Raw genomic sequence first — 13497 nt, forward strand, 5'->3', positions numbered from 1 at the left:
CGCGCAGACCCGGAGAATGGAGAAATAGGATGTTTTTGGAACTGATTGGCACAATTTTTGCAGGCTTTGCGTTTGCGGGCGTGGTGATGGTTCTGAACAAGTTCACAGGCGGACGATTGCCTCGGTGGGCAGCTCCTGTCGCTGCCGGAGCGGGAATGATCGGAATGACGATCACCAGCGAGTACTCTTGGTATGACCGCACCCTCGAATCGTTGCCCGGCAGTCTGGCTGTCGTGCAGGAAGTTGAGAGCAAAGCATTTTATCGCCCATGGACTTATGTTGCGCCATTTGTTGACCGTTTTGCGGCAATCGATAAAGATTCTGTAAAGACCAATGAAAACGTTCCTGAACAGCGGCTTGTCGATCTCTATTTCTTCGGACGGTGGGCGCCTGTTTCGAAGATTCCCGTTGCAGTCGATTGCGCGCAAAACAGCCGTGCCAACCTGGTCGATGGAGCTGAGTTCGCAAGTGACGGGCGTTTACTGAATGCCGCTTGGATCGAAACCAGTGATAATGACCCGTTGATCGAGGCGACCTGCGGAGTTTGAATGTGCTGAACCGTCTTAGCCTCCGTTTAAGAATTTTTCTATTCTTTTGTCTGCTGGCCGTCGGAGGGTTGGTCGTAAGCTCACTGGCACTATGGATAAGCTATCAACGAGTTGACGATCCCGAATTGATTGATGCCTACATATTTGCGGAAATCCTAATCGCTTTTGGTTTTCTGGCTTTGATCGTCGGAGTCTGGCTTTTGTTCGACGACAATGTCGCCAAACCGATCGAACGATTGTCTGCACAACTGCGAGCCCGTGCTCACGCTGGCGTAAACACCGAGATGGATGTAAGGGCCACCCGTTATTTGGGTGATTTGGGTCCGGCCGCCGCAGGGCTGGCCGAACAATTTTCAGACACCGCAATAAACACAGCCGAGGCGGTTGCAGCAGAAACGGCGCACCTCGCTGCCGAGAAAAAACGCCTGACCGCGCTATTGAGCGAGATACCCGTAGCAATGCTGTTGGCGGGACCAAAGCACCAGATTGTTTTGTATGATGCACAGGCAGCAGAGGTTCTGGCGCAGATCGCCCACCCGCGACTGAACGCGTCCCTTTTTGATTATCTCGAAAGTACAGGTCTAACCGATGCCTACTCTGAGATGAGCAAGACCGGCATGGAAGTTGAATGCAGTCTTACCAGTGTCGACGGCACCCAAGCTTATTCGGCGCGCATGAAGCCGTTAGGAGACGCGCCGGGATATATGCTGATTTTTGATGATAGCACCCTGCGCATTCGACCAGACGAAGCCCGGCCACTTATCTATGACTTCGATCTTCTCGACACGTCGATAGACGAAGAGTTTGAGAACCGTCGCCTGACCGACTTGTGTTTTGTTGTATTCGATACCGAAACGACCGGGCTTCTTCCTCATAAAGACGAAATTGTACAAATCGGCGCAGTTCGCGTGGTTAAAGGAAAAATCGTAGCGGGAGAAAAACTGGATTCCCTGGTCGATCCGGGCATCCCAATTCCGGCTGCTTCAACCCGTGTACACAAGGTAAACGATGCCATGGTCGCAGGAGCGCCGGACATTGTTGATGTAGGTCGCACCTTTCACCAATTCGCACGTGACGCCGTTATTGTTGCCCACAACGCACCATTCGATATGGCATTTCTGCGACGCCACGCGGCTCGTATCGGCGTCAAATGGGATCACCCAGTGTTAGACACGGTGTTACTTTCAGCGGTTCTTTTCGGCGCGAGTGAAACGCATACACTGGATGCCGTGTGCGAGCGACTTGAGATCACAATTCCAAACGATTTACGCCATACTGCATTAGGCGACGCAGTGGCTACAGCCCAAGTTTTGGTAAAAATGCTGCCCATGCTAAGTGCGCGCGGCATGGTGACATTCGGGAAAGTTGTCGCAGAAACACGCAAACACGGGCGGTTGCTGGAAGACCTGAATTGACCGCAAAATTTGGATCGGATGCAGCTTGCCATAGACAATCTCTGCAGCGCATGGCACCTCAGACATACCTTTAAACGAGTGTGCGATGACCGAAACGACATTCACTCCCGGTCCAGACCAAAGCCTGAACTTCCGCGAAGCGCTGGGATGTTTTGGGACAGGTGTCACGGTGGTTACAACCAACACAGCTGGCGGGCCGGTTGCAATTACGGTCAATTCCTTTGCTTCGGTATCACTGGATCCGCCGCTGGTATTGTGGTGCCTTGCCAAAGACTCCAATCGCTACGACGCATTCAGCAATTGTCAGCACTATGCAATTCACGTGATGGCACAAGAACAGCACGATCAAGCATTGCTATTTGCCCGAAATGGTTTCGATTTTTCCCATACGAAATGGCAATGTGACGAAGCTGGCCGCCCTCGATTATCCGACTGCCTCGCCCGATTTGATTGCCGGTTGTCCGACATACACGATGCAGGCGATCACCTTATTCTGGTCGGGCACGTTGAAACAGTTATGCACCGCCCGGGACAAGGACTGATTTTCAAGCGCGGGCAATTTGGTGGATTCGCCGATCTGATCTGATCAATCGTCTAAAGAACCGTGTACAGCCAAAGCTTCAAGTTGGGTTTCTTGCGGCGTGATCACTCGAAAAGCCTCATGAACACCTGCACCCGTAAGTTCTCGCGCGACTGTAAGCAATGTGTTTGGCGCGTGGTCCTCGCACATTTCTGTCATATGATCTATCTCGGCCTGAGCAACCTCCATAGCCGTCTCAATCGAAGGGGCGCCGTAAAGTCGTACAAAGTGATCAGCCAAATTTTGTTTCATCTGTTCCAATTCAGCAGGTTCGATTTGTGTCACGGCCACAAAAGTAACTCGGCCAAATGTCTCCAAACCCAGCCAACCATTTGCAAAAGCCTGTCGTGCCTTGCCCTCTAAATCGCCCTCGCCCCAGTTCGAAAACTCGAAGCCGCCAGAAATACACCATTCTCCGGTACGCGCTGGCGAATGAAAAACGTTCATGTCACTTTCATCAAAGTGAATAGCGCGCGCCAACTTCATCATGCGTTCTCCAACAATTGAGTCAGGGGGCGCAGTTGCGTATCGGAGCCTTTCCGAATTAGCATCCCGAACCTCTCGTCCGTACCAAGGAACACGCCCTGTTCTCCAATTGGCTCTCCGACATCACGTATCAACCCCATCCACTCGCTGTGCAATGAAGCGTTACCTTCTTCCTGCCAACGATTGAGCCACGTCAGCATATGACGGGACCAACTTTCAACCAGCTGCTCAGGCGATACATCGGCACAACCCTCATCATAGAGCGCGGTAATATCAGGCGTTTCGCCTGGATCACCACTGGTCTGCAACAACGCCAGTTCCCAACCTATCACGATCCAATCAGGTATGGTATCCGGGTCCGAAGACGAGGCCGCGGCATGAAACGTGCCACATTTTGCGCCATTCACGAAAATCGGTCCATCCCAGCCCAGATGTACGGCAACTTCGGGCGGGGCCAAAGCGCCCAAGGCGTTCTGAAACCCTACTGCACACAACGGCAGCATGGCCATGGCATCTTGCAGCGGGACTTCGGGCGCGAAAACGATTGCCACGCGTAGCCTGTCCGCCTGAATGTTGTAAACAACCGTTCCCGCATCGCAGCCGAGCGCTGACATGGCCTGAGCACGCTCAAACGGGTTTTCCCCACCCGACACTGAATGGCCGGTCAATAATGGCGGAAAAACCGGCTGGCTCATGCGTTACCTTTGGCAATCAATTCACGGGCAATTTTACGGAAAGATTCTGCCTGCGGACTATCTGGTTTGCTGACCACGATCGGTGCGCCACCGTCTGCTGCAACGCGAATATCTAAATGTAACGGAATCTCACCAAGCAAAGGAACGCCCAGCGACACAGCCTCGGACGCAACGCCACCATGACCAAACACGTGTTCCTCGTGTCCACAGTTCGAACAAATATGCGTGGACATGTTTTCGATCATTCCAAGTATTGGTGTCTTTAGCTGCTGGAACATGTCGATACCCTTTCGAGCATCAATCAGTGCCACATCTTGCGGAGTTGACACGACGATCGCTCCGTCCACTTTAAACTTCTGGCTCAGTGTCAGTTGCACGTCGCCCGTTCCCGGTGGCAAGTCAACGATCAAAACGTCCAATGCGCCCCATTGCACCTGACCCATCATCTGTTGCAGTGCCCCCATCAGCATCGGACCCCGCCAAACGACTGCCTGCCCTTCGTTGGTCATCAGACCCATCGACATCATTGTAACCCCATGATTTCGAAGTGGCAGGATCGTTTTGCCATCAGGACTTGCCGGCCTTCCGGAAACTCCAAGCATTCTGGGCTGCGACGGACCATAAACATCTGCATCCAGCAAGCCGACCCGTCGACCTTCGGCCGCAAGTGCACATGCGAGGTTAGCAGAAACCGTGGACTTACCAACGCCGCCCTTTCCCGAGGCTATGGCGATAATCCGGTCCACACCAGGTACGGCTTGCGGTCCGGTTTGCGAGGGCTTGGGCTTGGGCTTGAGATCCGGTGGAGCCTTATCAGAATGTGCCGTCAACATAGCCGAAACCTTTGTCACGCCTTCAACCAACTGAGCCGCCTTTTCTGCCGCTGCGCGCACAGGCTCCATACGTTCGGCCTGTTTCGGATCGATCTCAAGCACAAAGCGCACTGTATCACCTTCGACATTCAAGGCACGCACAACTCCGGCGCTGACAATGTCCTGACCAGAAACTGGGTCCGTGATCTTTTTCAGGTTTGCAAGAACTGCGTCACGAACACTCATGCGTCATTACCTATATTTTGCCCTGTCTGATGGGCGCTGCGTTTCGCCAGTTTCTGGTCGCCGCTCATTGCACGTGTCTCCGTCCTAAGTTTGTTCATTTGACGCAATCGGTCCCGGGCCGTTAGGCTGAGCCATGCGCTTTGTCTTGTTGTGCCTGAGCTTGACGCTCTCTGCTACCCCCTCTTGGTCACAAGAGGCGATTGGCCTTGCCGCTCCGGATGAGATTTCAGACTCGGGTCTTTTGCAACATATTCTTCCACGCTTTTCTCTCAAGACCGGGATCAAGGTAGTAGCTGACGAAAATGGCAGAATGTCTATTTCCACAGCCCCCTCGGGCGACCCGGTGTTCCAGCGAGACGGCATTGTCTACCACCTGCAGATCGAAGATGATGCCAAGCATTCGCGATTTCGCGACTGGATTGTGTCGGATATCGGGAAACGTACAATCGAGAGCTTTGCGCCAGCACAAGGTGATCCGTTTAACGCAGACATTAAAGTTGAGATTAAACAAGCCGAGCAGGTGATAGACGGAGATGCCGCCCTTGGTCAAAAGCTCTCGCTTAGTTTGTGCGGCCGCTGTCACGTTATCGGCCCTCAAAACCGAATGAACGGCCTTGGTTCGACACCATCCTTTGCGGTACTTCGCTCCTTACCAGATTGGTCCGAACGTTTTGAAGCGTTTTTTGCTCTGAACCCGCATCCTTCGTTTACGCAGGTCAAAGACATTACCCCGCCTTTCGCAATAGATCGTCCACCCCCTATCCATCCAGTCGAAATGACAATTGAAGATCTCGAAGCAATCCTGGCATTTGTCTCAGTTATGCAAGCTGCAGATTTGGGCGCCCCGCTGGAACTTCAGTGATCCTTTCGTTTTGAAAAGTAGTCCTCGGTCGTCACTACGCGCGGCTTTGGCGCAGCCTGAAAAGGGTTGTCCTGGCTGTGAAACTGTGCATTCACTCGACAATCGTCACACATCTGGATCAAACGAGCCTGTTCCGAAGTGGCGAACATCGGGTGACTGCCTGAAAGTTTTTCCATAATCCTCTCAATAGCAGATTTCACGCCAAAGGCCGCTCCGCACTCTACGCAGGCGAATGGCTCTTCTTCGTTCAGCACTTGCTGGGACAAGGCAGCGTCTGAAAGGTCGAGTTGGGGCACCAGAGTGATGGCATCCTCAGGACAAATCGTGCTGCACATTCCGCATTGCAGACAGGCGTCTTGCTGGAAATTCAGCTGCGGCTTGTCCGGGTTGTCCATCAACGCACCTGAGGGACAAAGAGACACGCAACTTAAGCAAAGCGTACAGCTGTCCAAATTCACTGAAACTGCACCGTAGGGTGAGTTTTCAGGCAAAGGAAGCGGCTCGGTGGATTCAGGGTTCAGTGCTTGGGCCGCTAGTCGGGTAATTTGACGCCGGTTTCCGAGGGGCAGAACCGGGTTCGACAACGGTTTAGGCACGGCCTGTGTGTAAAGTAGGTCGGAAAAAGCATCTGGGTCAGTTTCGTCAATTAGCCCAAACGCTGTTTTTCCTGCAATCGCCTCAGCCAAAACTAATTCGCGGTCCAGAGCATCTCTTTCAGTTCTCGGCGCCAATAACACGTCAACTCGGGCAAATCCGTGGGCCAGACCTGCCAGCATTTCAGCATGACCAAAACCAGAGATAGCATTCAACTCCAATGGGATGACGTTAGCTGGCAGGCCTTGGCCAAAGCGAGCAGCAAGCCTGATCATGTGTGCCCCATGGGAATCATGCACCAAAAGTCTTGGGTTAGACCCGCCTGCGCTGCGATAGGTGCGCGCAAGAATATGCATCCGAGACAGTAATGCGGAAACAGGCGGGTCTTCGTACGTAATGGCAGTGGACGGGCAAAGCGCCGCACAAGCTCCACACCCGGCGCAAACCATAGGATCTATCGTTATGTGATCACCGGCCGGAGTAATCGCCCCGGTAGGGCAAGCATCAAGACAGTTTGTGCATCCAATCTGTTCCGCCCGCGAATGGGCGCACAATGACTCGTCCACTCGAACATATAAAGGTTTTTCAAATGTACCGACGAGCTGAGCGGCATCAAAAGCCAAGTTTGCAACGGCCACAGCATCTCGCGGATCGGCCCGCAAATACCCTTCGCGCTTTTCAGGGGCTGTCACGAAAGGTGTATCGCCTGCAACATCTATTAATATATCGCAGCGAGAAGTTGCTCCGTCGCGAGGTTCAGTCCAGCCGAACGCTCTTCGTCCTCCGGGTTCCAGTTGTTCAACTTGATCAAGACGCAAGATAAAGCCACCTAATGCGCCCGACACACTGCGCAAATTTGCTCGGACAACGTCATATGACCGGTCCATGGGTTCGGAACGGTCCGTCACCAAAACCGTCACAGCCAATGTTTGTGACAATCGTTCCGCCAAGCCGAAAGCGACTGAGCCGGGGCCAATTATACAACAAGTGCCCTCGCTTACGACGTCAACGCCCGGCGTAACTGGGATCGGCAAAGTCGCCTCGGCGGCCAACGCTGCCATCTTGGGCGTAGCATCCTGACCCTCAGCTGACCAACCTGCACGATCACGCAAGTCCACAAATCCAGGACGTTCCACACCGAGTTCGGCGGCCAGATCGACAAAAACCGCAGTTTCCTGTCCGCAGGCGATTACCAATTGATCGCCTTGCTCCATCGCTTCGGCAGCTGCTTCCAATTCGTGTGTGCACAACGCCGTGTGAACCCGAGAGCACACCAATTCGCATGACCGGGAAATCTGTTCCCTATCCATTTTTTGCGAACCAGCGCAATCGCACAACATCAGCTTGCCGGCCATAATCTCCCCCCGGGCTGCAATCTCTTGCTCAGCACATTAGACTTAATCAAGCGAGTGGCAACGCAAACACCGTCGAACACAGTGGAATTGTGCATTATTTTTCACACTCTCTTTCTCCTGTTTGCTTTCCGAGTTTAATATCGAATGCTTTCTTTGAAAAAACGACACTCAATACTCACTGTGGACTTGGCACGAGGCCAATTTATGTACCATAGTACATCAATGGGAAGGCAGGGGAGAGCCTTCTGGGGAGGACTAAGTGGCTGGGGCCGCAAGCCAGATTGAAATGCCCGTTGGCATTATTGTTCGAAAAACGCCAGGTGTGACCCGATGGGCTCGCTGGAATTGGCGCGCAGTCGCTGCTTTGCCCGGCGCTGGTCCGGCCAATTGGCAGGAGCTGCGACGCGAAGGTGAAGCCGTTGAATACCACGCAGCGACCCTTCCCTTGACCCTATGGGTAGATGAAACAGAAGCGTACATGGTGAACCTGTCAGACGGACAGCCATCTTTATACTTGGTTCTGCGAGATGAGCTTGTTGGAGATCATCCATTGAATGTCGTTCTAGTTACAGCTTCTCCGTTTGAGGGTCAGGACTATGCCGACACCGGCGAAGAAATTGTCGAAAAAATTCCCATGAGCGAAGGATTGATCGCTTGGGTTCGCGACTTCGCGCTGCAACATCACAAGGACGAGATCTTTGTGAAGCGTCGCCGCGACAAAAAACGCACCGACTTGGTAGAGGATGGACGGGGCGACGGACGTATCCGTCAAGACTCGGACGTTTATCGCGCTCCTCGGAGGCTACTGCAATGAGCGAGAACCGTGATTTCTGGTCCCGCCGGAAAGCTGCTGTTCAGGCCGAAGCAGAGGCAGAGACTGCAGCGGTCGAAGCGCAGGAACTTGCTGCGCGCCATTCCGAACTGGAAGAAAAGACTGACCAGGAAATTCTGGCTGAATTCAATTTGCCGGATCCCGATGCGTTGGAACCAGGTGACGACGTCTCAGGCTTCATGTCCAAAGCCGTTCCGGATCGACTGAGACAACGCGCGCTTCGAAGGTTATGGAGACTTAACCCTGTATTGGCCAATGTGGACGGATTGGTGGAGTACGGTGAGGATTACACCGACGCAGCATGCGTGATTGAAAACCTCCAGACCGCATATCAGGTCGGCAAGGGAATGCTGGCTCACATCGAGGCACTTGCAGTGTCCGAAGAGGAAGAAACAGACGAACCTGTCGAAGAGCTTAGCGACCAGCCCCCACCCAGCGAGCCAATTGACGAACCGCTCCAACCTCCCGTGCAGATGGTCGAACTTGGCGAAACAGAAAGTGACGCGGACCTACCCCCCTCCCCGCGCCGCATGATATTTGAATTTGAAGGATGACTGAATGACCGCCAACAACGCGCAAACAGTGGATATCTCGGCAGAGGATCGGCTACGCGCGGATTTTTATAACTTTCTGGGTCTTCTAATGGCTGGCCCGCCCGATCAATTACTGCTGGACCAAATGGCCGGGCTGAGCGGAGATGACACGGATTTGGGTCAGGCGATTCAAGCAATGGCGAGGGTGGCCAAGATTACCAAACCTGCGGCCGCCGAGCGGGAATTTAATGCCTTGTTCATAGGGCTGGGACGTGGAGAGTTGCTGCCCTACGCCAGCTTTTATCTGACTGGGTTCTTGAATGAAAAGCCGTTGGCGCAACTGCGCAACGACATGGCAGCGCGCGGGATAACAAGAGCAAAGAACGTTTTTGAACCCGAAGACAATATCGCCTCTTTAATGGAAATGATGGCCGGTATGATTGTCGGGCGATTTGGCACAGTGGCAACTTTGGACGAACAGCGGGCGTTCTGGAACAAGCATATCGGTCCCTGGGCGGCCCATTTCTTTTCTGATCTGGAGGCTGCTGAAAGCTCAGTACTCTATGGTTCGGTTGGAACAGCCGGACGGATTTTTATGGAAATCGAACGTGAAGCATTCCGAATGACGGCGGCCTAGTCCGCCATTCGCCGGTGCCCAAATGGGCATCAAACCGCAATTGGGACAGGAGGAGCCCATGAGCAAGACCAAGGAAGAAGGCGCAACGCGCCGCAACTTCCTCAAACTGGCCGGAACCGCAGCGCCTGCTGCAGTCGCCGCCGCCAGCCTGAGCGGGAAAGCCGAGGCATCAGAGTTGCCGACGGACGAAACCCGGATGCAGGATACAGCGCACACACGCGCATACATAGAAAGCACCCGGTTTTAGAATCGGACGCCTTCACACCCGACTGAAGGTTGCGATTGGCCCTGACGTCGGTTTCAGCAGTACCAAGCCAGCCATGGGTTACATGGCCAGCAAGGGAGGAAAGAAATGCTTAGGAAAAAGACCAACGGGGTTGCGAGACGCCCCCAGCGGACAAGTATCCTGTCCCAGATCGGCGAAAAAACCGTCGATCGCCGCGCGTTCCTGCGCGGGTCGGGCCTGACGATTGGCGGTCTTGCCGCGATCAGCGCCACGGGTGGAACCGTGACGCCAGCCAGTGCCCAAACAGCGGCCAACCAAGCCGTTGAAAATGTGAAATCCGTTTGCACTCATTGTTCAGTCGGATGCACGGTGATTGCCGAAGTGCAGAACGGCGTATGGATCGGCCAGGAGCCCGGTTGGGACAGCCCGTTCAATCTGGGCGCCCACTGTGCCAAAGGTGCAGCGGTACGTGAACACGCCCATGGCGAGCGCCGCCTGAAATATCCGATGAAAAAGGAAGGCGGCGAATGGAAGCGCATTAGCTGGGAAGAGGCGATCAACGAGATCGGCGACGGCATGATGAGCATCCGCGAAGAATCTGGCCCCGATAGTGTCTATTGGCTGGGTTCTGCGAAGCACAACAATGAACAGGCCTATCTGTTCCGCAAATTTGCTGCCTACTGGGGCACCAACAACGTGGACCATCAGGCCAGAATTTGCCACTCAACCACGGTTGCGGGTGTTGCGAATACATGGGGCTATGGCGCCATGACCAATTCGTATAACGACATCCATAACTCCCGTGCCATCTTTATCATTGGCGGCAACCCTGCCGAGGCGCACCCCGTCTCGCTGTTGCATGTTCTGCGCGCGAAAGAGCAGAATAACGCCCCGCTGATCGTCTGCGATCCGCGCTTTACGCGCACCGCGGCGCATGCGGATGAATATGTCCGTTTCCGTCCCGGAACAGACGTTGCGCTTATCTGGGGCATCCTGTGGCACATCTTCGATAACGGCTGGGAAGACAAAGAGTTCATCCGTACCCGTGTCTGGGGAATGGACCAGATCAAAGAAGAAGTCGCCAAGTGGAACCCGGACGAGGTCGAGCGTGTTACCGGCACACCCGGATCGCAGCTCAAGCGCGTTGCGCGCACTATGGCCAACAATCGTCCCGGTACCGTGATCTGGTGCATGGGAGGTACGCAGCACACCAACGGCAACAACAACACTCGTGCCTACTGCGTACTTCAGCTCGCCTTGGGCAACATGGGCACTGCTGGTGGTGGTACAAACATCTTCCGCGGCCATGACAATGTGCAAGGCGCGACAGACCTAGGCGTATTGTCCCACACCCTGCCCGGCTACTACGGCCTGTCCGCAGGTGCCTGGGGTCATTGGGCCCGGGTTTGGGGTGAAGAACCAGAGTGGCTGGCAAGTCAGTTCGCAACGATCAAAGATAAGGAAGGCAAGGACAAGTCGCTTCAGAATGAACGCGGCATCCCTGTCTCCCGATGGATCGACGGCGTTCTGGAAGATCCTGCAAACATGGACCAAGACAACAACGTCCGTGCAATGGTCCTGTGGGGCCACGCGCCCAACTCACAGACCCGCGGTCCGGAAATGAAGACGGCGATGGAGAAATTGGACATGCTGGTCGTGATCGACCCGTATCCCACAGTATCCGCCGTTATGCATGACCGCACTGACGGTGTTTATTTGTTGCCCGCTTGCACGCAGTTCGAAACCCGTGGCTCGGTCACGGCCTCGAACCGTTCCCTGCAGTGGCGTGACAAAGTGGTTGATCCGCTGTTCGAAAGTCTACCGGATGAGGTCATTATGGCCAAGTTCGCGAACAAGTTCGGCTGGGCGGATCGGTTCTTCCGCAATATCGAAATGGAAGACCCTGAAACCCCGAATGTTGAAAGCATTACACGTGAGTTCAACTCGGGCCTCTGGACTATCGGCTACACTGGTCAGTCTCCTGAGCGGATCAAAAGCCACATGGCCAATCAGCATACGTTCGACAGAACAACGCTGCAGGCAGTGGGCGGTCCAAACGATGGTGATTACTACGGTATGCCTTGGCCCTGCTGGGGTACAGCCGAGATGGGTCACCCGGGAACACCGAACCTTTACGACATGTCCAAACCGGTTGCCGAAGGTGGCCTGACTTTCCGTGCCCGTTTCGGCGTGGAACGCGATGGCGACAACCTGCTGGCCGAAGGGGTCTACAGTGTCGGATCGGAAATTCAGGATGGTTATCCAGAATTCACGATGCAGATGCTGATGGATCTTGGTTGGGACGGTGATCTGACGGACGAGGAACGCGCAGCAATCGACGCTGTGGCCGGTCCGAAAACCAACTGGAAGACTGACCTTTCGGGCGGTATCCAGAGGGTTGCGATCGAACACGGCTGTGCGCCCTTCGGGAACGCTAAAGCCCGCGCGGTCGTGTGGACCTTCCCGGATCCGATCCCACTGCATCGCGAACCGCTTTACACGAACCGGCGCGATCTGGTGGATGACTATCCGACCTACGAGGACCGTCAGGCTTATCGCCTACCTACCCTCTACGCTTCGATTCAAAAGAACGACTTTTCAAAGGATTACCCAATAATCCTGACGTCGGGTCGATTGGTCGAGTATGAGGGCGGCGGTGATGAGACACGGTCGAACCCTTGGCTGGCTGAGCTTCAGCAGGACATGTTCGTCGAGATCAACCCTCGCGATGCCAACAACCTTGGTATTCGTGACGGAGCACAGGTCTGGGTCGAAGGTCCTGAGGGCGGTAAAGTCAAAGTTATGGCGATGCTGACCAACAGGGTCGGTGCCGGCGTAGCCTTTATGCCATTCCACTTTGGCGGCCATTTCCAGGGCGAGGACCTTCGGGACAAATACCCCAAAGGCGCCGATCCCTATGTGCTGGGCGAAGCGACAAACACCGCTCAGACCTATGGCTATGATTCAGTGACCCAGATGCAAGAGACCAAAGCGACTCTCTGCAAAATCTGGGCAGCGTAAGGAGGACGATAATGGCTAGAGCAAAGTTTCTCTGCGACGCTGAACGCTGCATCGAGTGCAACGCCTGCGTAACCGCGTGTAAGAACGAACACGAGGTGCCGTGGGGCATTAACCGCCGCAGGGTGGTGACGATCAATGACGGTAACCCGGGTGAACGCTCGATATCGGTGGCCTGCATGCATTGCTCGGACGCTCCGTGTATGGCGGTTTGCCCAGTCGACTGCTTCTATCAAAACGAAGAAGGAGTCGTTCTGCACTCGAAGGACTTGTGCATTGGTTGCGGTTATTGCTTCTATGCGTGCCCGTTCGGCGCACCGCAATTCCCACAAGCGGGCAACTTCGGATCGCGCGGCAAGATGGACAAATGTACCTTCTGCGCCGGTGGACCCGAGGAAACGCACTCGACCGCAGAGTTCGCCAAATATGGTCGTAATCGGATTGCCGAAGGCAAGCTGCCTATCTGCGCCGAAATGTGTTCTACCAAAGCCCTGCTCGCCGGTGACGGCGACGTGGTGTCGGCAGTTTACCGCGAACGCGTTGTGGCGCGCGGATTCGGCTCGGGCGCCTGGGGTTGGGGTACCGCATACGACCAGAAAGACGGATAAGGTTCCGTCTTAATGTTGTCAGATGACCCGCCAAAGCGGGTCATCTGCTT

At 54.6% G+C, this 13497-nt stretch carries 14 protein-coding genes; 10 read left to right on the forward strand and 4 right to left on the reverse strand.

From position 1 onward, the window contains the following. Positions 1-29: 29 nt before the first annotated feature. The 3 genes from GOV45_RS05965 (at position 30) to GOV45_RS05975 (ending at position 2549) form a co-directional block, all read left to right on the forward strand. The gene (locus GOV45_RS05965; RefSeq protein ID WP_170475523.1) at positions 30-548 is read left to right on the forward strand and encodes a hypothetical protein; all 519 of its coding nucleotides are present in this window, start codon (positions 30-32) and stop codon (positions 546-548) included. A 2-nt stretch (positions 549-550) separates the two neighbouring features. Next, the gene (locus GOV45_RS05970; RefSeq protein ID WP_170475525.1) at positions 551-1963 is read left to right on the forward strand and encodes a 3'-5' exonuclease; all 1413 of its coding nucleotides are present in this window, start codon (positions 551-553) and stop codon (positions 1961-1963) included. A gap of 85 nt (positions 1964-2048) precedes the next feature. Next, a complete protein-coding gene (locus GOV45_RS05975) occupies positions 2049-2549 on the forward strand; it encodes a flavin reductase family protein (RefSeq protein ID WP_170475527.1) in 501 nt (166 codons plus the stop codon). Here the strand turns inward: GOV45_RS05975 and GOV45_RS05980 are convergent, their stop codons facing one another. The 3 genes from GOV45_RS05980 to GOV45_RS05990 are packed head-to-tail and all read right to left on the reverse strand — an operon-like array spanning position 2550 to position 4782. Continuing rightward, positions 2550-3029 (reverse strand): DUF6505 family protein, encoded by a 480-nt coding sequence (locus GOV45_RS05980; RefSeq protein WP_170476568.1) that lies wholly within the window; start codon positions 3027-3029, stop codon positions 2550-2552. Continuing rightward, complete coding sequence (locus GOV45_RS05985) at positions 3029-3724, reverse strand: biotin/lipoate--protein ligase family protein (RefSeq protein WP_170475529.1); 696 nt, start codon at positions 3722-3724, stop codon at positions 3029-3031. Before GOV45_RS05985 ends, GOV45_RS05980 begins: the two co-directional genes overlap by 1 nt. Next, positions 3721-4782: an Mrp/NBP35 family ATP-binding protein gene (locus tag GOV45_RS05990; protein ID WP_170475531.1), complete on the reverse strand. Its 1062-nt coding sequence runs from the start codon at positions 4780-4782 to the stop codon at positions 3721-3723. The genes GOV45_RS05985 and GOV45_RS05990 overlap by 4 nt, the downstream gene beginning before the upstream one ends. 133 nt (positions 4783-4915) lie before the next feature. On the opposite strand from GOV45_RS05990, the gene GOV45_RS05995 reads away from it, so the two are divergent. Next, complete coding sequence (locus GOV45_RS05995; protein WP_170475533.1) at positions 4916-5644, forward strand: hypothetical protein; 729 nt, start codon at positions 4916-4918, stop codon at positions 5642-5644. Here the strand turns inward: GOV45_RS05995 and GOV45_RS06000 are convergent. Beyond that, positions 5638-7593, reverse strand: coding sequence for a 4Fe-4S binding protein (locus GOV45_RS06000; RefSeq protein ID WP_170475535.1), 1956 nt, complete (start codon positions 7591-7593; stop codon positions 5638-5640). The genes GOV45_RS05995 and GOV45_RS06000 overlap by 7 nt on opposite strands. A gap of 259 nt (positions 7594-7852) precedes the next feature. Here GOV45_RS06000 and GOV45_RS06005 point away from each other — a divergent pair, with 259 nt between their 5' ends. The 6 genes from GOV45_RS06005 (at position 7853) to fdh3B (ending at position 13447) form a co-directional block, all read left to right on the forward strand. Next, positions 7853-8407 carry a DUF3305 domain-containing protein gene (locus tag GOV45_RS06005; protein WP_170475536.1) on the forward strand — a complete coding sequence of 185 codons (555 nt, stop codon included), beginning with the start codon at positions 7853-7855 and terminating at the stop codon, positions 8405-8407. Beyond that, the gene (locus GOV45_RS06010) at positions 8404-8979 is read left to right on the forward strand and encodes a DUF3306 domain-containing protein (RefSeq protein ID WP_170475538.1); all 576 of its coding nucleotides are present in this window, start codon (positions 8404-8406) and stop codon (positions 8977-8979) included. Before GOV45_RS06005 ends, GOV45_RS06010 begins: the two co-directional genes overlap by 4 nt. Before the next feature lie 4 nt (positions 8980-8983). Further along, positions 8984-9595, forward strand: coding sequence for a TorD/DmsD family molecular chaperone (locus tag GOV45_RS06015; protein WP_170475540.1), 612 nt, complete (start codon positions 8984-8986; stop codon positions 9593-9595). Between the two features lie 58 nt (positions 9596-9653). Continuing rightward, positions 9654-9842: a twin-arginine translocation signal domain-containing protein gene (locus tag GOV45_RS06020; protein WP_170475542.1), complete on the forward strand. Its 189-nt coding sequence runs from the start codon at positions 9654-9656 to the stop codon at positions 9840-9842. A gap of 105 nt (positions 9843-9947) precedes the next feature. After that, positions 9948-12842: a formate dehydrogenase subunit alpha gene (locus GOV45_RS06025; protein ID WP_170475544.1), complete on the forward strand. Its 2895-nt coding sequence runs from the start codon at positions 9948-9950 to the stop codon at positions 12840-12842. An 11-nt stretch (positions 12843-12853) separates the two neighbouring features. Continuing rightward, the gene (fdh3B, locus tag GOV45_RS06030; protein ID WP_170475546.1) at positions 12854-13447 is read left to right on the forward strand and encodes a formate dehydrogenase FDH3 subunit beta; all 594 of its coding nucleotides are present in this window, start codon (positions 12854-12856) and stop codon (positions 13445-13447) included. Positions 13448-13497 lie beyond the last annotated feature (50 nt).

This window comes from Ruegeria arenilitoris (assembly GCF_013035425.1).
Taxonomy (GTDB): Bacteria; Pseudomonadota; Alphaproteobacteria; order Rhodobacterales; family Rhodobacteraceae; genus Ruegeria; species Ruegeria arenilitoris_A.